This window comes from Escherichia sp. E4742 (genome assembly GCF_005843885.1).
Classification (GTDB): Bacteria; Pseudomonadota; Gammaproteobacteria; order Enterobacterales; family Enterobacteriaceae; genus Escherichia.
Genome location: NZ_CP040443.1, coordinates 1,302,265 through 1,324,532 on the forward strand (window position 1 = coordinate 1,302,265; position 22,268 = coordinate 1,324,532).

General features: G+C 48.3%; 20 protein-coding genes and 1 riboswitch. Of the genes, 13 read left to right on the forward strand and 7 right to left on the reverse strand.

Translation table 11 applies throughout. The features are described 5' to 3' along the window. The first annotated feature begins 402 nt into the window (after positions 1-402). The 3 genes from FEM44_RS06260 to dsbI are packed head-to-tail and all read left to right on the forward strand — an operon-like array spanning position 403 to position 3,571. Positions 403-2,199 (forward strand): aryl-sulfate sulfotransferase, encoded by a 1,797-nt coding sequence (locus FEM44_RS06260; protein ID WP_135523995.1) that lies wholly within the window; start codon positions 403-405, stop codon positions 2,197-2,199. Between the two features lie 17 nt (positions 2,200-2,216). Next, positions 2,217-2,885, forward strand: a complete 669-nt coding sequence (locus FEM44_RS06265) for a thiol:disulfide interchange protein DsbA/DsbL (RefSeq protein WP_000040018.1) — start codon at positions 2,217-2,219, stop codon at positions 2,883-2,885. Positions 2,886-2,899: 14 nt separating this feature from the next. Further along, positions 2,900-3,571 (forward strand): protein-disulfide oxidoreductase DsbI, encoded by a 672-nt coding sequence (dsbI, locus tag FEM44_RS06270; protein WP_135523994.1) that lies wholly within the window; start codon positions 2,900-2,902, stop codon positions 3,569-3,571. Positions 3,572-3,619: 48 nt separating this feature from the next. Here the strand turns inward: dsbI and ygiD are convergent, their stop codons facing one another. Beyond that, on the reverse strand, positions 3,620-4,408 hold the full coding sequence (gene ygiD / locus FEM44_RS06275) for a 4,5-DOPA dioxygenase extradiol (protein ID WP_167850691.1): 789 nt from the start codon (positions 4,406-4,408) through the stop codon (positions 3,620-3,622). A gap of 142 nt (positions 4,409-4,550) precedes the next feature. Between ygiD and zupT the strand changes: the two genes are divergently transcribed. After that, positions 4,551-5,324 (forward strand): zinc transporter ZupT, encoded by a 774-nt coding sequence (gene zupT, locus FEM44_RS06280; protein WP_000115866.1) that lies wholly within the window; start codon positions 4,551-4,553, stop codon positions 5,322-5,324. Positions 5,325-5,380: 56 nt separating this feature from the next. On the opposite strand, the gene FEM44_RS25135 is transcribed toward zupT, so the two are convergent. Further along, complete coding sequence (locus FEM44_RS25135) at positions 5,381-5,551, reverse strand: hypothetical protein (RefSeq protein ID WP_167850690.1); 171 nt, start codon at positions 5,549-5,551, stop codon at positions 5,381-5,383. Between the two features lie 568 nt (positions 5,552-6,119). Here FEM44_RS25135 and FEM44_RS06285 point away from each other — a divergent pair. The 4 genes from FEM44_RS06285 (at position 6,120) to FEM44_RS06300 (ending at position 11,097) form a co-directional block, all read left to right on the forward strand. After that, the gene (locus FEM44_RS06285) at positions 6,120-6,683 is read left to right on the forward strand and encodes a fimbrial-like protein (protein ID WP_135523992.1); all 564 of its coding nucleotides are present in this window, start codon (positions 6,120-6,122) and stop codon (positions 6,681-6,683) included. Between the two features lie 86 nt (positions 6,684-6,769). Further along, on the forward strand, positions 6,770-9,292 hold the full coding sequence (locus FEM44_RS06290) for a fimbria/pilus outer membrane usher protein (RefSeq protein WP_138158945.1): 2,523 nt from the start codon (positions 6,770-6,772) through the stop codon (positions 9,290-9,292). 15 nt (positions 9,293-9,307) lie between these two features. After that, entirely contained in the window at positions 9,308-10,048 is a 741-nt protein-coding gene (locus FEM44_RS06295) for a fimbrial biogenesis chaperone (RefSeq protein ID WP_135523990.1), read from the forward strand. Next, a complete protein-coding gene (locus FEM44_RS06300) occupies positions 10,045-11,097 on the forward strand; it encodes a pilus assembly protein (RefSeq protein ID WP_135523989.1) in 1,053 nt (350 codons plus the stop codon). Before FEM44_RS06295 ends, FEM44_RS06300 begins: the two co-directional genes overlap by 4 nt. A gap of 56 nt (positions 11,098-11,153) precedes the next feature. Here the strand turns inward: FEM44_RS06300 and ribB are convergent, their stop codons facing one another. Continuing rightward, positions 11,154-11,807 (reverse strand): 3,4-dihydroxy-2-butanone-4-phosphate synthase, encoded by a 654-nt coding sequence (ribB, locus tag FEM44_RS06305; RefSeq protein ID WP_097511090.1) that lies wholly within the window; start codon positions 11,805-11,807, stop codon positions 11,154-11,156. A 103-nt stretch (positions 11,808-11,910) separates the two neighbouring features. Continuing rightward, positions 11,911-12,059: riboswitch (FMN riboswitch) on the reverse strand. Between the two features lie 121 nt (positions 12,060-12,180). On the opposite strand from ribB, the gene ubiK reads away from it, so the two are divergent. Further along, positions 12,181-12,480: a ubiquinone biosynthesis accessory factor UbiK gene (ubiK, locus tag FEM44_RS06310; protein ID WP_064529620.1), complete on the forward strand. Its 300-nt coding sequence runs from the start codon at positions 12,181-12,183 to the stop codon at positions 12,478-12,480. A gap of 34 nt (positions 12,481-12,514) precedes the next feature. Here the strand turns inward: ubiK and glgS are convergent, their stop codons facing one another. Further along, positions 12,515-12,715 carry a cell surface composition regulator GlgS gene (glgS, locus tag FEM44_RS06315; protein WP_130210460.1) on the reverse strand — a complete coding sequence of 67 codons (201 nt, stop codon included), beginning with the start codon at positions 12,713-12,715 and terminating at the stop codon, positions 12,515-12,517. A gap of 266 nt (positions 12,716-12,981) precedes the next feature. Here glgS and FEM44_RS06320 point away from each other — a divergent pair, with 266 nt between their 5' ends. The 3 genes from FEM44_RS06320 to FEM44_RS06330 all read left to right on the forward strand — a co-directional run bounded on the left by FEM44_RS06320 (position 12,982) and on the right by FEM44_RS06330 (position 15,597). Further along, entirely contained in the window at positions 12,982-13,611 is a 630-nt protein-coding gene (locus tag FEM44_RS06320; RefSeq protein ID WP_135523988.1) for an OB-fold-containig protein, read from the forward strand. Positions 13,612-13,637: 26 nt separating this feature from the next. Then, positions 13,638-15,299, forward strand: a complete 1,662-nt coding sequence (locus tag FEM44_RS06325) for a flotillin family protein (RefSeq protein ID WP_130218218.1) — start codon at positions 13,638-13,640, stop codon at positions 15,297-15,299. A gap of 238 nt (positions 15,300-15,537) precedes the next feature. Continuing rightward, positions 15,538-15,597 (forward strand): type I toxin-antitoxin system Ibs family toxin, encoded by a 60-nt coding sequence (locus tag FEM44_RS06330; protein ID WP_135524089.1) that lies wholly within the window; start codon positions 15,538-15,540, stop codon positions 15,595-15,597. 120 nt (positions 15,598-15,717) lie between these two features. Here FEM44_RS06330 and hldE read toward each other — a convergent pair whose 3' ends face one another. Genes hldE through ygiF form a run of 3 tightly spaced genes read right to left on the reverse strand, consistent with a single transcriptional unit; the run spans position 15,718 to position 21,363 of the window. After that, a complete protein-coding gene (hldE, locus tag FEM44_RS06335) occupies positions 15,718-17,151 on the reverse strand; it encodes a bifunctional D-glycero-beta-D-manno-heptose-7-phosphate kinase/D-glycero-beta-D-manno-heptose 1-phosphate adenylyltransferase HldE (RefSeq protein ID WP_135523987.1) in 1,434 nt (477 codons plus the stop codon). 47 nt (positions 17,152-17,198) lie between these two features. Continuing rightward, positions 17,199-20,039: a bifunctional [glutamate--ammonia ligase]-adenylyl-L-tyrosine phosphorylase/[glutamate--ammonia-ligase] adenylyltransferase gene (gene glnE, locus FEM44_RS06340; protein ID WP_135523986.1), complete on the reverse strand. Its 2,841-nt coding sequence runs from the start codon at positions 20,037-20,039 to the stop codon at positions 17,199-17,201. Positions 20,040-20,061: 22 nt separating this feature from the next. After that, positions 20,062-21,363 (reverse strand): inorganic triphosphatase, encoded by a 1,302-nt coding sequence (gene ygiF, locus FEM44_RS06345; RefSeq protein WP_135523985.1) that lies wholly within the window; start codon positions 21,361-21,363, stop codon positions 20,062-20,064. A gap of 243 nt (positions 21,364-21,606) precedes the next feature. On the opposite strand from ygiF, the gene FEM44_RS06350 reads away from it, so the two are divergent. Beyond that, the gene (locus FEM44_RS06350) at positions 21,607-22,227 is read left to right on the forward strand and encodes a TIGR04211 family SH3 domain-containing protein (RefSeq protein WP_135524088.1); all 621 of its coding nucleotides are present in this window, start codon (positions 21,607-21,609) and stop codon (positions 22,225-22,227) included. Positions 22,228-22,268 lie beyond the last annotated feature (41 nt).

The window sequence follows — 22,268 nt, forward strand, 5'->3', positions numbered from 1 at the left end:
ATCTCCAACCTTTATTTAACATTAATAACCAATTTAATGTTAAATCGTCATATGCAAGCGATATTGTAATTAAATTAACTAATAAAATCACATGATAACCTGTTGTTTTATAAGTTCATTTATAACTTTCATTGCGTCAAAAATAGATTTAATAATTAAAAAACAATGTCGCAGGGATCACACTACACAATATTGAATATTGTTATTGATATATTGCCCCCCTAGTATCGACCAAAAGAAAATATTTGTTACAGAGAAATACAAAAAATCTAAAACCAGTAAAAAACATTTATAAACATTATTAGTAATACATTTTCATTCATTAAATGAATTTATTAGCACCATCTCAACAGTCGATATTCATCATTATTATATATTTGCGTTATATAAGGAGATATATCCATGTTTGATAAATATAGAAAAACTCTGTTAGCCGGAGCTGTGGCGATAACTCTGGGTTTGTCAGCATCGGGGGCGATGGCAGCAGGTTTTAAACCTGCGCCACCCGCCGGGCAACTCGGCGCAGTCATCGTTGATCCCTACGGTAATGCGCCTTTGACCGCTGTGGTTAATTTAGATAGCCATGTCATTTCTGACGTCAAAGTTACTGTCCACGGGAAAGGCGAAAAAGGCGTTGAAATCAGCTATCACGTGGGTCAGGAGTCACTGAAAACTTACGATGGTGTACCTATTTTTGGTCTTTACCAGAAATTTGCTAACAAAGTGACCGTTGAGTGGAAAGAAAACGGTAAGGCCATGAAAGATGATTACGTGGTGCAGACTTCCGCCATCGTCAACAATTACATGGATAACCGCTCCATCTCCGATCTCCAGCAAACCAAAGTCGTTAAAGTCGCGCCAGGTTTTGAAGACCGCCTCTATCTGGTTAATACCCATACCTTTACTGCGCAAGGTTCCGACCTCCATTGGCATGGTGAGAAAGATAAAAATGCCGGGATACTCGATGCGGGCCCGGCAACTGGCGCACTGCCTTTTGACATCGCGCCATTCACCTTTATCGTCGATACCGAAGGTGAATACCGCTGGTGGCTGGATCAAGACACCTTCTACGATGGTCGTGACCGCGATATCAACAAACGTGGTTATCTGATGGGCATCCGCGAAACGCCACGCGGCACCTTTACCGCAGTACAAGGTCAGCACTGGTACGAGTTCGACATGATGGGTCAGGTGCTGGAAGATCATAAACTACCGCGCGGATTCGCTGACGCCACTCATGAATCCATTGAGACGCCAAATGGCACGGTACTGTTGCGCGTAGGTAAGAGCAACTACCGCCGCGATGACGGCGTACACGTCACCACCATTCGTGACCATATCCTCGAAGTCGATAAATCTGGCCGCGTTGTCGATGTATGGGATCTGACGAAGATCCTCGATCCGAAACGTGATGCTCTGCTCGGAGCACTGGATGCAGGCGCAGTTTGCGTTAACGTTGACCTTGCTCACGCCGGACAGCAGGCGAAACTGGAGCCAGACACACCGTTTGGCGACGCGCTGGGTGTAGGACCAGGGCGTAACTGGGCACACGTCAACTCCATCGCCTATGACGCAAAAGACGACTCAATCATCCTCTCTTCTCGTCACCAGGGCGTTGTGAAAATTGGTCGTGATAAACAAGTGAAATGGATACTTGCGCCGTCTAAAGGCTGGGAAAAACCGCTGGCCAGCAAGCTGCTGAAACCGGTTGATGCTAACGGTAAACCTATTACGTGTAACGAAAACGGTCTGTGTGAAAACTCGGACTTCGATTTTACCTACACCCAGCATACCGCATGGATTTCCAGTAAAGGTACGCTCACTATCTTTGATAATGGCGACGGTCGCCATCTGGAACAACCTGCCTTACCAACCATGAAATATTCCCGCTTTGTGGAATATAAGATTGATGAGAAGAAAGGCACCGTTCAGCAAGTTTGGGAATACGGTAAAGAACGTGGCTACGACTTCTATAGTCCAATTACCTCCATCATCGAATACCAGGCCGACCGCAACACCATGTTCGGTTTCGGCGGTTCCATTCATCTGTTCGACGTCGGTCAGCCGACCGTCGGTAAGTTGAACGAAATCGACTACAAAACCAAAGAAGTGAAAGTAGAGATCGACGTGTTGTCTGATAAACCCAACCAGACTCACTATCGTGCGCTGTTAGTCCGTCCAGAGCAGATGTTTAAATAATTAGGAAGGGAATAAAAATGTCGAAATTAGGGATCTCATCACTGTTTAAAAGTGTACTGCTTACCGCAGCTCTGGCGGTTTCATTTACCGCATCTGCATTCACCGAAGGCACGGATTATATGGTTCTGGAAAAACCGATTCCGAATGCCGATAAAACGCTGATTAAAGTGTTCAGCTATGCCTGCCCATTCTGCTACAAGTATGACAAAGCAGTGACTGGCCCGGTCTCTGAAAAAGTGAAAGATGTCGTTGCTTTCACTCCTTTTCATCTGGAAACCAAAGGTGAATACGGCAAACAGGCGAGCGAAGTCTTTGCGGTCTTAATCAATAAAGATAAAGCCGCAGGTATTTCATTATTTGATGCTAACTCTCAGTTTAAGAAAGCCAAGTTTGCTTATTACGCGGCTTATCACGACAAAAAAGAACGCTGGTCTGACGGTAAAGATCCAGCTGCTTTTATCAAAACTGGTCTGGATGCCGCAGGTATGAGTCAGGCAGATTTTGAAGCGGCACTGAAAGAGCCAGCGGTACAGGAAACTCTGGAAAAATGGAAAGCATCTTATGAAGTTGCCAAAATCCAGGGAGTTCCGGCGTATGTCGTCAATGGTAAATACCTAATCTACACCAAGAGCATTAAATCCATCGACGCTATGGCAGACCTTATCCGTGAGTTAGCAAGCAAATAACAGGGAAACAGGCTATGGGTATTAAGGGAATGTGGAAAGACCTTCGCACTTCACCGGTGAACACGCTGGTAAGATGGCAGGAACAACGCTTTTTATGGTTGTTAATGGCCGTTGCGATGGGCGCGCTGATTATTCTGGCGCACTCTTTCTTCCAGATCTATCTCTACATGGCACCCTGTGAACAATGCGTTTACATTCGATACGCCATGTTTGTGATGGTTATTGGGGGATTGGTTGCAGCAATTAACCCGAAGAATATCGTCCTTAAGTTGATTGGCTGCGTGATGGCATTTTACGGCAGCATTATGGGACTGAAGTTTTCGCTCAAACTGAACGATATCCACCATGCGGTGCATAACCCGGACCCCGATTCACTGTTTGGCGTACAGGGTTGCTCTACCGATCCTACTTTCCCCTTTAACCTGCCGCTGGCACAGTGGGCACCAAACTGGTTCAGACCAACCGGAGATTGCGGCTATGACGCGCCAATCGTTCCTGATGGCGTCACACTGAGCAGTATGCAGCAGTGGTTTGTGGAGATGTATCAGCAATCTGAAGGCTGGTATCTGCTACCACCGTGGCACTTTATTAACATGGCACAAGCCTGTATGTTGGCTTTTGGTCTCTGTTTATTACTGCTGCTGGTGATGAGTGGTGCGTGGGGACTTAAGCTGCTGAGAAAGTAAGGTAACGCGAACCGAAGCCAACAATATGGCTTCGGTTCTTCTCATCTTTTAGCCTACCTGCACCGACAGCATACTTAAACTGCCCATTTCTATACCATCGACCGGAATGGTAATCGGTTCCTGACCATCCCATGCACCTAAGACATACAACAGTGGCAGAAAGTGTTCCGGTGTTGGGTTCGATAACGCCCCACCTTCATGGTCGAGGTAATTCACCAGAGGATGCTGTTCCACTGGCCCTTGCCACGTCAAATTCGCTTTCACATACTCATTGAACGACATCGCCCACGGGTACGGTGAACTATCTCCATGCCACTTCACCGTACGCAGGTTATGCACCACATTGCCACTGGCAACTAACATTATCCCTTCATCGCGCAGCGCCGCCAGTTTACGTCCCATTTCGAAATGCCAGGCGGCGGGTTTAGTGCTATCGATACTCAACTGCACCATTGGGATATCAGCTTGCGGATACATCTTAATCAGCACGCCCCATGAACCGTGGTCAAAACCCCAGGCTTCTTGATCCAACGTGACAGGGATTGGCGCTAACAGCTCAACCAGTCGTTGCGCCAGTGCAGGCGATCCTGGAGCCGGGTAATGAGTATCATAAAGCGCCTGCGGAAAGCCGCCAAAGTCATGAATAGTAGGCGGAGCTTCCATCGCGGTAACCCCTGTTCCCCGGGTAAACCAGTGAGCAGAAACCACAACAATAGCTTTCGGGCGCGGTAACGTCATCCCCAACTTGTGCCAGCTACGGGTATATAGATTGTCTTCCAGCACGTTCATCGGACTACCGTGACCTAAAAACAATGCTGGCATACGCGTTGAAGACATGATGATATCCTTAATTGAAGGTGTCATTTTGATATCCTCACAATACGCTTGTTCGGCGGAGTAAGAACCCGGATAACCATGATGATGATCATCAGTTATTTTGAAGCTCCGCCTGAAGGTGAAGATTTATAAGGAGTTGTCGATGTCAGTACCTCTCATTCTGACCATACTGGCGGGGGCAGCCACGTTTATTGGCGCGTTTCTCGGCGTTCTCGGACAAAAACCCTCAAACCGGTTGCTGGCGTTCTCGCTGGGGTTTGCGGCGGGGATCATGTTGCTCATCTCATTAATGGAGATGCTTCCTGCCGCATTAGCCGCCGAAGGGATGTCGCCTGTGCTGGGCTACGGTATGTTTATCGTTGGTTTGCTGGGCTATTTTGGCCTGGACCGCATGTTGCCACATGCCCACCCGCAGGATTTAATGCAAAAATCAGTGCAGCCGCTACCAAAATCAATCAAGCGCACTGCCATTCTGCTCACTCTGGGTATCAGTCTGCATAACTTCCCGGAAGGGATTGCTACCTTTGTCACAGCAAGCAGTAACCTGGAGCTGGGTTTTGGTATCGCTCTAGCTGTGGCGTTGCACAATATTCCTGAAGGTCTGGCAGTGGCGGGGCCGGTTTATGCTGCAACAGGCTCGAAGCGCACCGCAATTCTGTGGGCAGGGATTTCTGGACTGGCAGAGATTCTCGGTGGTGTTCTGGCGTGGTTGATCCTCGGCAGCATGATTTCACCAGTCGTTATGGCGGCAATTATGGCGGCGGTTGCTGGTATTATGGTGGCGCTCTCTGTTGACGAATTAATGCCTTTAGCAAAAGAGATAGACCCCAATAATAACCCCAGCTATGGCGTGCTATGTGGAATGTCAGTAATGGGATTCAGTTTAGTGCTGCTACAAACGGCAGGGATTGGTTAAAAATACCTCAGATGTTGTCCAGCGCATGGACAACATCTGCAGGCATCACAAAAGCCCTATTCCAGCTCTTCTGCTGCCTGTTCTCTCGCACTGTTTAAATATTTGCTCCGCGCTTCCAGCAGGGCGTCTCTGTCCTGACGAAACGCCCGACAATAACGTTTCAAATGCAGGAAATACCCCACCACAACCAGCGCAATCAATACAATCCAGTACCAGGCGATAAACATCCTTTTACCCTTAATATTTAACATTATAAAACATTTAACGCATAAATTTCACATATCCACTTCCGGATATATTCATATAGTCGCATAATAGAGAAACAATTATATGATTTCGATCATGCTTCATGAACAGAAAAATATTATCCTCTGTTTAAAAAACAATCAACACATTAAAGAATTTATAATATCTTCAACTTGATTTATCTGGTTATTATATAAGTTTCCCTGTTCCAACTTCATGTAAATCAGACAATTAAAATATGCCATTAGTATTCATAATATAAATATAATACCATTATGAAAAAGCACATATCGCCTAACTACGAAAATCATTTAATTTATTTTTAAAAATAACATTCATATTATATATGAATTGGATTATTTTTTATTCAATTTACATCAGATTCATTATCTATCTTTATAATTTAAGTCCTGCTAAAAATTCATTTTAAAAAATATAACGAGACTTACATTTAGCCCCGTGATAGTGTTTTTCAGGAATTAAAATTGTATTCTAAACAATATATTTTCTCATTTATTTAATACTCCCTATTTATAAAGGACTATAGTCATGTTAAAAAAAGCCCTTCTGTCTGCATTCACTGCCACGGTAATTTCCGGTGTTGCTTTTAACGCCCTTGCTGATGACCCAAACCAAGGTTCAGGTAAAATTACTTTTAAAGGTGAAGTTATCGATGCACCATGTTCTATCGCACCAGGCGATGAAGATCAGACCATTAACCTTGGTGAAGTTGCCAGCACCGTATTGAACAGTGGACAAAAATCTCTGCCAGTAGATGTCACCATTCATCTGCAGGACTGCATTTTGTCTGATGGCACAAATACTGTCGATAAAGTCAAAATTACCTTCAGTTCTGCCAGCGTTGATGCAACCGACTCCAGCCTGCTGAAAAACACCCTTGATGGCAACATCGGTAGTGCATCGGGTGTTGGTGTTCGTCTGATGAAATCAGACAATACTAATGTGACTCTGGGTACTCCAATCACCATCAATTTCCCTACCACCAACTCATTCCAGGAGCTGAACTTTAAAGCTCGCATGGAATCCCTGACTAAAAATGCTACACCAGGTAACGTCCAGGCGCAGACAAACTATGTTCTTGATTACAAATAATAATCAAATTGACTCGTAAATAATGCCAGAAAATCAAGCCGATGAAGTTTCATCGGCTGTTTGGGACATTGTAAAAATGGATTTTTATGCAAACTAAAAACACGTTTAGTCGGGATAAATTATCTCTCTCAATAAAAAATGTCCTTTCTGGTGTTGTGTGCTCACTGCTGTTGGTTTTTCCAACGCAAGCGGTGGAATTCAACGTTGATATGATTGACGTTGAAGATCGTGCGAATATTGATCTCTCTCGATTTGAAAAAAAAGGTTATATCTCCCCTGGTAAATATCTCGTTCGCGTACAGATTAATAAAAATATGTTACCGCAAGCGTCGACGCTGGACTGGGTAAAAGCAGAAACAGAAAGCGGTTCGTTACTGTGCCTGACGAAAGAGCATTTAACTAACTTTGGCCTGAATGAAGAATTCATTGAAACCTTACAAACAATACAAAGCACTGACTGCCTTGATTTAAGCCTAAAACCAGAGTTAATAACGCGCCTCGATAAGTCCACAATGGTATTATCCCTTAGTGTTCCTCAAGCCTGGCTCAAATATCAGGCCAAAAACTGGACACCTCCCGAATTCTGGGATGACGGTATCGCTGGGTTTATTCTCGACTACAACCTGTACGCCAGCCAGTATGCGCCACATCACGGCGACAGCACCCAAAATATCAGTTCCTACGGCACATTAGGTTTCAACCTCGGCGCATGGCGTTTACGCAGCGATTATCAATATAATCAGAATCTTGCTGATGGTCGTTCCGTCAGTCACGATGGTAATTTCGCACGTACCTATTTGTTTCGTCCGATCCCCGCATGGTCGTCAAAGTTCACCGTGGGGCAATACGACCTGAGTTCCAATCTTTACGACACATTCCACTTTACTGGCGCATCCTTAGAAAGTGACGAAAGTATGCTGCCACCCGATTTACAGGGTTACGCCCCGCAAATTACCGGTATCGCGCAAACTAACGCCAAAGTCACCGTTGCGCAAAATGGTCGTGTACTTTATCAAACCACTGTCTCACCAGGTCCGTTTACCATTTCTGATTTGGGCCAATCACTCCAGGGACAACTCGATGTCACCGTGGAAGAAGAAGACGGTCGTACAAGTACCTTTCAGGTCGGAACTGCCTCTATCCCTTATTTAACCCGTAAAGGGCAAGTGCGCTATAAAATGTCGCTTGGGAAACCGACATCCGTTGGGAATAACGACATCAATAACCCATTCTTCTGGACTACAGAAGCATCCTGGGGATGGCTGAACAATGTGTCTCTCTATGGCGGCGGCATGTTTACGGCTGATGATTATCAGGCGATCACTACGGGTGTTGGTTTTAACCTTAATCAGTTCGGTTCGCTTTCATTCGATGTCACGGGCGCCGAAGCCTCTTTGCAGCAACAAAATAGTGACAAATTACGCGGCTATAGTTATCGGTTTAACTACGCAAAACATTTCGAATCAACCGGAAGTCAAATTACCTTCGCCGGTTATCGTTTCTCCGATAAAGATTATGTGTCAATGAGCGAGTATCTCGCCTCACGCAACGGTGATGAAACCGTCGATAATGAAAAAGAGAGCTATGTAATTTCGCTGAACCAGTACTTCGCTGCGTTGGAGCTAAACTCTTATCTCAATATTACGCGCAATACCTACTGGGATCGTGAAAGTAATACCAATTACTCCCTTTCTTTGAGTAAAAACTTTGATATTGGTGATTTCAGAGGGATCTCTGCTTCACTGGCAATAAGTCGGATTCGTTGGGATGATGACGAAGAGAATCAATATTACTTCTCTTTTTCCCTACCTTTACAACAAAGTCGTAATATCTCCTATAGCATGCAACGCACTGGTGACAGTAATACCTCGCAAATGATCTCCTGGTATGATTCATCCGATCGTAACAATACCTGGAATATTTCGGCATCGGCAACAGATGACAATATCCGCGATGGTGAGCCCACACTGCGCGGCAGTTATCAGCACTATTCTCCGTGGGGACGACTGAATATCAACGGCAGTATGCAACCTAATCAATACAACTCAATCACCGCTGGCTGGTACGGCTCGCTGACAGCCACGCGTCATGGTATTGCACTTCATGATTATAGCTACGGTGATAATGCCCGCATGATGGTAGATACAGACGGCATTGCTGGCGTTGAGATTAACTCTAATCGTACCGTGACCAACGGGATGGGCGTTGCCGTTGTACCTTCTTTATCGAACTACACCACCGCCATGTTAAGAGTGAATAACAACGAATTGCCCGAAGGCGTTGATGTTGAAAACTCAGTCATTCGCACCACGCTCACCGAGGGCGCGATAGGTTACGCGAAGCTAAATGCCAGTACCGGTTACCAGATTGTCGGAGTAATCCGCATGGAAAATGGTCGCTTCCCGCCACTGGGTGTGAGCGTGACGGATAAAACATCAAGTAAAGATGTGGGTCTGGTAGCAGAAGATGGCTTTGTTTATCTCAGCGGAATTCAGGAAAACAGTACATTGCGTTTAACCTGGGGGGATAACATGTGCGAAATTACTCCGCCCAATAAAAGTAATATCAGCGAAAACGCTATTATTTTACCTTGTAAAACAGTCAATTAATTCAGGATGAATGAAATGAAAATGCCAATAATCACAACGGGAATGATATGTTTACTGGTGATAAGTTGTTTTGCCCAGGCCACAGTTTCACCTGACAGGACGCGCATTATTTTTAATGCTTCCAATAAAAGTGCGACGATTCGCCTGACCAATCAAAGCAAAACTGAACCGTATCTGGCACAGTCATGGATTGAAGATGCCAGCGGTAAAAAAACACGCGACTATATTTCAACGCTGCCGCCAATGGAGCGTATCGAGGCTGATGAACAGGTGCAAATTCGCCTGATGGCACTAGCTTCGCTCAATAACTTACCGCAGGACAGGGAAACCCTGTTCTACTATAACGTCCGGGAAATTCCGCCTCGCACCAAAGAACAGAATGTAATGCAGATCGCAATGCAAAGCCGCCTGAAGTTATTCTGGCGTCCAAAAGCGATTGAATTAAAAGAAGGACAAATGGTGCCTATGCAAAAAGTCACTGTAACCCGTACTGCGGCAGGACTCACGCTCAATAACCCAACGCCTTATCACATTACTGTTGGTTATATCGGCACTAACGGAAAAACATTAATGCCCGGAGCAGACAGCATTATGGTGGCGCCGTTTGCAACAGCAACTCAGAACCTGAACAACCTGCCAGCCACATTCCTGCTAGGTTTTGTTGGCGACTACGGTGGTCTGGAAATGTTTAAAGTTGAGTGCAACTCCGTCCAGTCTCTGTGTCAAAGCACATCAGCCAGAAAGGGAAAATTATGATTACGCTTTTTCGGCTGTTAGCTATTCTGTGTTTGTTTTTTAACGTTTCGTCTTATGCCGTCGATTGCTATCAGAATAAAAACAAAGGCCCCACGCTTATCGAAAAAGAGATGCCCTCCTTCAGAATTCCGCAAAATGCCGTTCCGGGCCAGAAAATTTGGGAAAGTGACGATATCTCTGTCCATGTTTTTTGCAACAATGCAGGTAACTGGTCATCTGGTGCACCTACAGAAAATATTCATGCCTGGATCAAATTGGTAGAGTTTAATAACCCCGTAGTTCTGAACAACCCGTATTTAATATTTGGTGTGACTTATAACGGTCAGGACTATGAAGGAAATGGTCAGAGCATAGATACGGGAGTGTGTCTGGATCGAAAGAATTCAACGGGGGATCAATATACAACTAAAGCTTGTAATGGCAGCACATATCAGAAAAATAACGAGTTCAATGCTCGTTTTCGCCTGTATGTAAAACTCGCTCAATTTCCCCCATCTACAGAGGATCTCAGTTGGGACTTTGGGGATGTAAACGTGTTGCAATTTGATGGTGGGCAAGGAGCAAATACTACTCCTGGGGCAAAAAACCTCCACGTGAATATTACAGGGCTAGACAATATTTCATTTCTTGATTGCGGCGTAACAATGCGCATTTATCCAGAGAGCCAGATAGTCAACTTTGGGCAAATAGCTGCAAACTCTTTCTCAACATTTCCCCCCAAAGCAGCTTTTAGTGTTTCAACAATAAAAGATGCCACTGCTAATTGTAGCGAACAATTTGACGTTGCAACCAGTTTCTATACAAGTGACACACTCTACGACGATACTCATCTGGAAATGGGAAATGGCCTGCTGATGAATATCATCGACCAAAAAACGAAGGATTCCGTAGTATTTAACCAGTATAAAATATTTACTACTTATGTACCGGGGCAATCTTCCACCACGGCGACCCATGACTACCAGGCTGAATTAACACAAAAACCTGGCGAATCACTTAGATTCGGTCCTTTCCAGAAAGACTTGATTGTAAAAATAAACTATCACTAAATAGCAAAAAAGCCGGGGGATACCCGGCTTTACTATATTCACATTAATACAGGCTATTAACTGGCTTTACGCTCATGTGCCTGACGGTATGTCACCAGATCTTCAATAGTCACCAGTGCCATATTGTGTTTATTCGCAAACTCGATGCACTCTGGCGCACGCGCCATGGTGCCATCGTCATTAGTCAGTTCACACAGTACACCAGCCGGTTTAAAGCCTGCCAGCGTCATCAGATCAATGGTCGCTTCAGTATGACCACCGCGAGTCAGTACACCACCTGCCTGTGCACGTAGTGGGAAAACGTGGCCCGGACGATTCAGATCTGACGGTTTCGCGCCATCGGCAATAGCTGCACGAACGGTTGTAATACGGTCAGCGGCAGAAACACCGGTAGTCACACCTTCAGCAGCTTCAATGGTCACGGTAAAACCGGTGCCATAGGCGCTGGTGTTATTTTCCACCATCATCGGTAGATCAAGCTGTTTACGACGATCTTCAGTAATGCACAGGCAAACAATACCGCTACCGTGGCGAATGGTCAGAGCCATCTGCTCAACGGTCATCGTTTCTGCCGGGAAGATCATATCGCCTTCGTTTTCACGGTCTTCATCATCAAGCACCATCACACCGCGTCCTTCACGCAGCGCAGCCAGTGCATTTTCAACACGTTCGAAAGGCGTACCAAAAGAGGAAAGTAGCGTCTGATTCATGGTAAAAAAACCTCACTAAAATTATGGTTACCAGAATCAGGGCAGTCTTAGGAGTGGCGGCTTATAGCCAAAATAACGTGAGCGGGTCCATGCCCGACAGAATCGTTACTCTCTCCCATCCGGACTCTAACCGTCGGCCCCGGAATTACACCGGATCTGCTGTCCTTTGAGTTTGCACCCAAAGCGCTCGCGGGCTTTCAACTGAGTTGATTTACCGCCGGTGGGGAATTTCGCCCCGCCCTGAGAATAAGCGGATTCACTATAACGCTAATGATTAGCGGCAGCAACGCATAGGTTCACATAATTCTGGTTTATGACTTACCCTTATCGCACTACAATGGCACCAAACACCTATCAGTACAGGGAAACTACAATGATTGACCCGAAAAAAATTGAGCAAATTGCTCGCCAGGTTCACGAATCAATGCCTAAAGGAATCAGGGAGTTCGGGGAAGATGTGGAGAAAAAAATCCGCCAAACCCTACAAGCACAGCTGACTCGCCTCGATTTGGTAAGCCGCGAAGAATTCGATGTGCAAACGCAGGTCCTGTTACGGACTCGTGAGAAACTGGCGTTACTGGAGCAGCGCATCAGTGAACTGGAAGCTCGTAGTAATCCGGCAGCAGAAGTTCAATCTCCTCCCGCCATCCCACCAGTTGATAAAGCAGAATAAAGCACCACAAAAACGGGCCTGACGGCCCGTAATCTCAATGTTCTAGTTCCAGTTCTCTTGACTGTGTCATTTGCTGGCAATACCAGGCATAACGAGCGCAAAACCAGGTTCTGTGTTCTTCATCCATATTACCAGTGACGGCCAGAATATCGACCGGTCGACCTTCAGCATTCATTCTGGCAAAACTACGCGCCAGGAAATCGAAATTATTTAAAGAATTAAGACCATGATCCATAAGCACATCCTCCGGTTATCGCATACCTTTTAAGGCCATATGCTTTTTCTGATTTCAGTATTCCTTAATCAGTGTAGTGCCTTTAAACATAACGTGCGTAAATATATTGTTTTGGATCACACTTTTTATTGAAAATAATTACAACGTTAAAAGACTTTCCCTTTTAAAATTTCACTAACGCATGTTATTATTAGCAAAGATAAATGTAAGGAAGGAAATCATACCATAGTAAACAATGCGTCACTGAATGGACGAGGGAGTGACTGATGATTTTATTTGCCGACTATAACACACCTTATCTTTTCGCTATTTCCTTTGTACTTTTGATCGGCCTGTTAGAAATTATTGCTATTGTCTGCGGTCACATGCTCTCCGGTGCTCTTGATGCACATCTTGATCATTACGATTCCATAACCACGGGTAATATTAGTCAGGCTCTTCATTATCTCCATATTGGAAGGCTGCCAGCCCTCGTCGTCCTCTGCCTGTTAGCCGGTTTCTTTGGACTGCTTGGCGTTTTGCTACAGCACACCTGCATCTTGTTCTTGCAAGCCCCGCTATCGAATCTGTTCGTTGTTCCAGTCAGTTTACTGCTCACCATTATCATGGTGCATTATACCGGCAAGATAATTGCCCCCTGGGTTCCACGTGACCATAGCTCTGCTATTACCGAAGAAGAATATATTGGCTGTATGGCATTAATTACCGGTCATCAGGCGGCTTCAGGTAACCCCTGTGAAGGAAAACTCACCGATCAATTCGGTCAAACACACTATTTATTACTGGAACCTGAAGAAGGGAATTTTTTTAAGAAAGGTGACAAGGTATTAATTATTTGTCGGCTTTCTTCAACGCGGTATTTAGCTGAAAAAAATCCCTGGCCAAATATATTATAAACATTTAATTAAAAGGAAATTTAATAATGGATGATATTGTTAACTTAGTACCGTCATGGATGTTTATGGCAATTGTTGCCGTATGTGTTCTGTTTATTATCGGTATTATTTTCGCGCGACTTTATCGTCGGGCATCTGCCGAGCAGGCATTTGTTCGTACCGGGTTAGGCGGGCAAAAAGTGGTAATGAGCGGCGGCGCAATCGTAATGCCGATCTTCCACGAAATCATTCCTATCAATATGAATACGCTCAAGCTGGAAGTCAGCCGTTCTACTATTGATAGCCTGATTACGAAAGATCGTATGCGTGTTGATGTTGTAGTGGCTTTCTTTGTACGGGTAAAACCGTCAGTAGAAGGCATCGCCACTGCGGCCCAGACGTTGGGGCAACGCACTCTATCACCAGAAGATTTACGTATGCTGGTCGAGGATAAATTCGTCGATGCCCTACGCGCCACCGCTGCGCAAATGACCATGCATGAGTTACAGGATACCCGCGAGAACTTCGTGCAGGGTGTACAAAATACCGTGGCAGAAGACTTGTCGAAAAACGGACTGGAACTGGAAAGTGTTTCACTCACCAACTTTAACCAGACTTCGAAAGAGCATTTTAACCCGAACAACGCTTTTGACGCCGAAGGTTTGACCAAACTAACCCAGGAGACGGAACGCCGTCGTCGCGAGCGTAACGAAGTTGAACAGGATGTGGAAGTCGCAGTACGTGAGAAAAACCGTGATGCGCTGTCGCGGAAGCTGGAAATTGAACAGCAAGAAGCGTTTATGACGCTTGAGCAGGAGCAGCAGGTTAAAACCCGCACCGCCGAGCAGAACGCAAAAATTGCGGCTTTTGAAGCTGAACGTCGTCGTGAAGCAGAGCAGACGCGAATTCTGGCTGAACGACAGATTCAGGAAACGGAAATCGACCGCGAACAGGCCGTCCGCTCAAGAAAGGTTGAGGCTGAACGTGAAGTTCGCATTAAAGAGATCGAACAGCAGCAGGTAACCGAAATCGCCAACCAGACGAAATCAATCGCCATTGCGGCAAAATCTGAGCAACAATCACAGGCAGAAGCGCGTGCCAACCTCGCACTTGCAGAAGCGGTAAGTGCGCAACAAAACGTAGAAACCACTCGCCAGACAGCCGAAGCCGATCGTGCCAAGCAGGTGGCGCTGATTGCCGCAGCGCAAGACGCAGAAACCAAAGCGGTCGAACTGACCGTCAGAGCAAAAGCAGAGAAAGAAGCCGCAGAGATGCAGGCGGCGGCAATCGTAGAGTTAGCAGAAGCAACGCGTAAAAAAGGCCTGGCGGAAGCAGAAGCGCAACGTGCGCTGAACGATGCAATCAACGTGCTTTCTGATGAACAAACCAGCCTTAAATTCAAACTGGCGCTATTACAGTCGTTACCTGCAGTAATTGAGAAATCCGTAGAACCAATGAAGTCTATCGATGGCATCAAGATAATTCAGGTTGATGGATTGAACCGTGGTGGCGCTGCGGGGGATGCAGCATCAGGCAGCGTTGGTGGCGGAAATCTGGCGGAACAGGCATTGTCTGCCGCCCTTTCTTACCGCACACAGGCACCGCTGATTGACTCCTTGCTCAATGAAATTGGCGTTTCAGGCGGCTCGCTGGCGGCATTGACTTCACCCTTAACCTCAACAACTCCCGTTGCAGAAAACGTAGAATAAATTTTCATCTATGAACATCCCTGGCCCCAAAAGCCGGGGATTTTTTATATCTGCGTTCCGCTAAAAAGTGCAAATGATCAGGTTGTTGCAGCGTTTTTCGAGTCGACTCGGGGAAGAGAAAACTGCATCAGGGAAAGCGTTGCGCGGGGTCAGGCGCTAATCAACAATCGGGGAGTCAGCAAGGGGCTGAAACGGGAAGGCCCCTCCCGAAGAAGGGGCCTTACAGAAGGAAAGGGTTATGATGAAGTTCGTCATCATACTGGTTGTGTTGTTACTTGTAAGTTTCCACGCTTATTAACAACCAATTCAGAGGGGGGAGAAATCCTCCCTTACCCTTGTTCCTTTACTTTAGGTTGAAAAAACAACAGCGTCAATAGGTCTACCTGGCACGAAGCGAGATCTGTGAACCGCTTTCCGGTTAGCCTTTTTTATCCTGTTGGATCTTCTTGATGATGTTGGTCGTCGAGCAACCGTCTTCAAAGTTGAGCACCAGCACTTCACCGCCGTTGGCCCAGACTTCTTCACTCCCGGCAATCTCGTCCGGTTTATAGTCGCCGCCTTTCACCAGCAAATCTGGCAAGATACCAGCGATCAGGCGCTGCGGCGTGTCTTCTTCAAATGACACCACCCAGTCGACCGCTTCCAGTGCGCCCAGCACAATCATACGCTGTTCGAGCGGGTTAACCGGGCGAGAATCCCCTTTCAGGCGTTTGGTGGAGGCATCGCTGTTCACGGCGACAATCAAGCGGTCACCCAGCTTGCGGGCATTTGCCAGATAAGAGACATGCCCGGCGTGGAGAATGTCGAAGACGCCGTTGGTCATCACTACTTTTTCGCCACGTTTACGCGCCGCCGCTACAGCCAGCTTCAGCTCATCTTCGGTCATCACGCCAAAGCCGGTATCTGCACGTCCACGTACTGCGTTTTCCAGCTCGATCGGCGAAACCGTGGATGTCCCCAGTTTGCCGACCACCACACCAGCCGCCGCATTGGCAAAGAAGCAGGCTTCTTCCAGCGAATTACCAGCCGCCAGCGTTGCCGCAAGCACGCCAATCACCGTGTCGCCTGCACCGGTAACGTCATAGACTTCTTGCGCCTGGGTTGGCATATGCAGCGGCTCTTTACCCGGTTGCAGCAGGGTCATGCCTTGCTCGGAACGGGTCACCAGCAGCGCAGAGAGTTCGTAGTCGGCAATCAGTTTCATGCCGCGTTCAACAATCTCTTCTTCGGTTTTACATTTACCAACAACAGCTTCAAATTCCGAGAGATTAGGCGTTAACAGCGTAGCGCCGCGGTAGCGTTCAAAATCGGTGCCTTTTGGATCAATCAGCACCGGAACGCCCGCTTTACGCGCCAGTTGGATCATCTGCTGTACGCTTGCCAACGCACCTTTCGCATAGTCAGAAAGCACCAGCGCGCCAATCGTACCGAGAGCCTGATTAATCCGCTCATGCAGCGGCTGCGGATCAACACCTTCGAAACCTTCTTCGAAATCCAGGCGGATCAACTGTTGGTTACGAGAAAGCACCCGCAGTTTGGTTATGGTCGGATGCGTCGGCACAGAAACGAAGTCGCATTTTACGTTCACGTCCGCCAGCGATTTACTGAGCGCGCGCGCCGCATCATCAATACCTGTCAGCCCCACCAGGCGTGCGTTTGCACCGAGAGAAGCGATGTTCATCGCCACGTTGGCCGCGCCGCCCGGACGTTCTTCGATGGTATTCACTTTAACCACGGGTACTGGCGCTTCCGGCGAGATACGGCTGGTGGGACCGTACCAGTAACGATCCAGCATTACATCACCAACCACCATCACTCCTGCACGTTCAAACTCTGGCAGCGTTACTTTCATTCCTGTCTCCTGAGAGATTCAAAATTTGCGCGCGATAATACCATATTTCATTCCTCCACCAGCCACTTCTGCCAGCTTGCCCGCACCAGTTCACGCTCTGCGGTGAAGTAATCCTCCGGCACATGGCCCGGCAACTCTTGTAATGCCAGATGATGAAGTTCATCGCGCAGCGTAGTGTAAACACGGCTCAGCGCCATCGCTTCCTGCTCTTCCATAATGTCGTTTTGCGCCAACAGTTCCAGAATGCGCACGTTGTCTGACCAGCGCGTTAACTTCGGTTTTTCATGGGCGTAGCGCAACACCAGATATTGGGTAATAAATTCGATATCGGTAATTCCGCCTTCATCGGCTTTGATATCAAAGCGATCGCGATGTTTATTGCCGAGATGGGCGCGCATTTTCTCGCGCATTTCCCGCACTTCTGTCTGTAAAGTTTTGCCTTCACGCGGCAGCGTCATAATCTCCCGGCGTACTGCGTCAAATTGCGCGGTCAATTGTGGATCACCATATACCACGCGAGCACGTACCAGCGCCTGATGTTCCCACGTCCAGGCCTCGTTTCTCTGATAATCGGCAAACGCTTCCGCGGAAGTAACCAGCATTCCCGCCGCCCCGGACGGGCGTAGCCGTGCATCCACTTCGTACAAAATACCGGAAGATGTGCGCGTGCTGAACAAGTGCATAATGCGTTGTGCCAGACGCAGGTAAAACTGCCGCCCGTCGATTTCCCGCTCGCCGTCCGTCATTACATCCATCGGGCAATCATGGAGGAAGATCAGGTCAAGATCAGAACTATATCCCAGCTCCCAACCGCCCAGCTTACCGTAGCCAACCACCGCAAAGCCGCGACCTTCACGTTCGTTCAGGTGGGTCGGTTTTCCGTAACGGGCGACCATTTGAACCCACGCCTGCTGAACGACGGCATCTATCATGGCTTCTGCCAACCAGGTTAAGTGATCGCTCACTTTCATTACCGGTAGCGTACCAGCAATATCCGCTGCGGCGATGCGTAACAGTTGCGCCTGTTTAAACTGACGCAGCGCCTCAAGTTGTTGTTCTTCGTCATCTTCTGGCACGCGCAGTAAATATTGGCGCAATTCGTCGCGATAGGCATCCGTCGCTGTCGGCTGGTAGAGGGTGTTCGGATCGAGCAGTTCATCCAGCAATAATGGATAACGCGCCAGTTGACTGGCAATCATCGGCGATGCGGCACACAGAGAAATCAAATGCTTAAGCGCCGCGGGGAATTCACTGAGCAATTCTAAATAGGTGGTGCGGGTAACAATCCCCACCAGCAAGGCGGTAATGCGCGACAGCGTGACAGCAGCGTCTTCACGCGCGCATACGTCACTTAACAAATGCGGCATCAGATGGTCGAGCACCTGACGTCCGCGCGGCCCAATAGTGCGCTTATCCAGATCTTTGCGGAAATCGGCAATCAGCATCAGCACCTGTTTGCGAACATCTTCTCTAAGATGCGCCAACACTGGCGTGGTGTCATCTTCCTGCAATGCATCCTGCCACAGCTCACGCCACTGTTCCGACAGCGACTCTTCCTGAGTTTCGCTTTCGTCGTCACCAATCAGATCGTTAAATACCCGACGCACATTGGCCATATGTCCGGCCAGCGCTCCGGTCAGTTGCTGCCAGTCAGCGAACTCCATCCCCCACGCCAGCCGCGCACGGTTAAGCTCATCTGCAGGAAGCGTCTGGGTTTGTTCGTCATTAATGCTTTGCAGCAGGTTTTCCAGACGCCGCAGGAACAGATACGCCACTCGCAATTGTTCGGCATCATTCTCAGAGAGCAGATGCAATGCCGCAATGGCGTTGAGGGTAGGCAATAATGAACGCGATTGCAGCGACGGCTCGCGCCCACCGCGAATAAGCTGAAACACCTGGACGATAAATTCAATTTCGCGAATGCCACCTGCGCCAAGTTTGATGTTGTCAGTGAGGCCGCGGCGACGCACTTCACGAGCAATCATTCCCTTCATGTTGCGTAGCGACTGAATCACGCTGAAATCGATGTAACGGCGGAAAACAAACGGGCGCAGCATCGAACGCAATTCGTTAGCATAAGCGCCGTCGCTATCGCCCATAATCCGCGCCTTGACCATCGCGTAACGCTCCCAGTCACGCCCCTGCTCCTGGTAATAATCTTCCAGCGCTGCAAAGCTCAGCACCAGCGGGCCGCTTTCGCCAAACGGACGCAGACGCATATCCACGCGATAGACAAAACCATCTTGCGTCGGTTGATCCAGCACTTTAATCAGCCGCTGCCCCATGCGGGTAAAGAACTGAGCGTTGTCCAGTTCCCGGCGTCCGCCCTGCGTGCAACCATGCTCTGGCCAGGCAAAAATCAGATCGATATCTGAGGAGAAATTCAGTTCCCCGCCGCCCAGCTTACCCATGCCTAAAATCAGCAGCGGTTGCGCTTCGCCCTGCGCATTACACGGCGTTCCCCACTCGCGGCAGCATGCGTCATACAGCCAGTCGCGCGCCGCGACAATCAGCGTCTCCGCCAGATGGCTGAGCTGCTGCAATATGCTCTCTTCAGTAACCAGCGCCAGCGTTTGCGCCCAGGCGATACGTACCATAATGCGCCGCCGGAACAGCCGCAGTTCACGCATTAACCCAGCCTCGTCACTCACGTTACTGAGCGCCTCCTGTAACCACTCGCCGTAATACTGCCACTCATCGGCTTGTGGCGGCTCGCTTTCCAACTCCGTCAGCCACTCTGGATGCGCAATTACGCTATCCTGCACAAAATCACTAAAAGTAAGTACTGACTTCGCCTGTGCGCTAAGTAATTCCTCGGCTAAAGGCGCTGGCAGCCGCTCAACAACGGTCTGCCAGTACTGCTGTAACGGTGAAGAGAGCGGCTTCATAAGCGATTTTATCCTTGCCTGATTAACGTTTTCCGCTGTGCAACCAGAACGGTTCCTGATTGTTTGCCTCATTACGGAAATGTTCAATTTCAATGCGTTGCCCGGTCGCAATAGCGTGATGCAGCCCCTGCCAGTTCTCCAGCCAGGCTTGCGCGACGACAGGATCGTAGTAACCCGCCAGCAACAGTATTGAGTCAATGTCACGTGTCAGGCGTGGCAACTGGTCACGATAGCGATCGCCCAGCGGCTGGCAAAAAACGCTTTTCAGTTCAGCGGCATGGCGGGAAAGATGGATATCGGCAAAGCGCTTAAAGGAATCGCTGATTTTGCCCTGCGCTTTGGCATCTAAAAACGGCTGCCAGGCTTTGCTTACCAGCCATTCGGTCAACGCCAGTTTCGCCATTGCCGTTTCGGTAGAATAGACCGCCGTCACGGCAGAAACCGCAGAAGCAATGGTTGCCTCGCATTGAGTCAGCAGATCACGTAAGTGAGTGCTCGCTTTACGCGGCACGATACCACCGAACAGCATCAGCGTATGGCGAACAAGACCAATGGCTGCCAGCACCTGCTCTTTCGCCGCATCGTTGCCGCGTACCCACAGCTCTTCATGGTACTGCCATTGCGCTAACGCCAGCTCCAGCGCCGCTTCCAGTCCCTGTTCCACATCGGCTTTTGCCGCAACATGCAAAATGGTGGTGGGTTTGATTTCACGCGCGGGATTGCCCTGCGCCAGATGATAGCCGCGCGCCGCTTTGCTCAGGCTGCCCTGGCGTAAACCAGTTTGCGATACCAGTTGGTTTGCCAGTTTCAGCACCGCGCGCGTTTCGCCGCTAAGTAGTTCCAGTTCCAGCTCGCAGATAGGTTCAGCAAATTCTCCGGCTTTCACCTCGCCCTGATCGAGGGCGATTTCAATCTGACTGCCATCGATCTCCACCAGCCATTTTTCGCGATAAAAATCGGTGCTGAACAGCGGTTGAACGCGGGAAGCGAGATCGGCAGGTAACTCGCCGTTCGGCCAGACTTCCGTCGGCAACTGCGCCAGGTCGAGCGTCGGTTCTCTCAACGCCACGTTATATTCCGGGCGCTGGTGTAAACCGCCAGTCACTCGCCCGGCGACTTTCATCGTCATTTCATAGCGACCATTTTCGCCACGAATACGCAAGCCCATATCGTGCCCACGCAGCCAGTTATCCGGCGTTTCGTAGTAAATATTCAGCAACTGCACGGGGTCATGGTGCTCGCCGCCCAGCGTATTGAGATGGTCACGCAACGCCTCAACGGCACTGTGATTAACAATAAACTTTAATTCGATTTCCTGAGCCATGGCCTTTACTTATCCGGTTATGTCACATTAGTGACGATGAACGGCGAACTTAATGCGATCTTTTTTGTCAGTAGATAGTATTTTGCGCCAAATTGCCATGCAACGGGCAATTTGACGGGCGTAAAAGATTGAAGCTGTGGCAAGACCTGACACAGAGGATTCCGATTGATAGCGAATGCTTTGCGTAGCGACACTGATGCCACTACTATCGTTCCACTTTTCCCAGACAATAACGACAGCCTGATGCCAAAATTACGCCTGATCGGATTAACTATACTTGCACTTAGCGCCACTGCCGTCTCGCACGCCGAAGAAAAGCGCTATGTTTCTGACGAACTGAACACCTGGGTCCGCAGCGGTCCGGGGGATAATTATCGCCTCGTGGGCACAGTTAACGCGGGCGAGGAAGTAACCTTATTACAAACTGACGCCAACACCAATTATGCCCAGGTAAAAGACAGCTCTGGCCGAACTGCCTGGATTCCGTTGAAGCAACTTAGCACTGAGCCAAGCCTGCGCTCCCGGGTGCCAGATCTGGAAAATCAGGTCAGAACCCTGACCGATAAGCTCACCAATATCGATAACACCTGGAATCAGCGCACGGCAGAAATGCAGCAAAAAGTGGCGCAGAGCGACAGCGTGATCAACGGGTTAAAAGAAGAAAATCAGAAGCTGAAAAACGAACTAATTGTCGCGCAGAAAAAAGTCGATGCCGCCAGCGTTCAGCTGGATGACAAACAACGCACCATCATCATGCAGTGGTTTATGTATGGCGGCGGCGTGCTTGGGCTTGGATTGCTGCTCGGACTGGTATTGCCGCATCTGATCCCAACGCGCAAACGCAAAGATCGCTGGATGAACTAAATCGCCTTCTTCGTTGCACTGTCTTATTATTAGGAATTGTG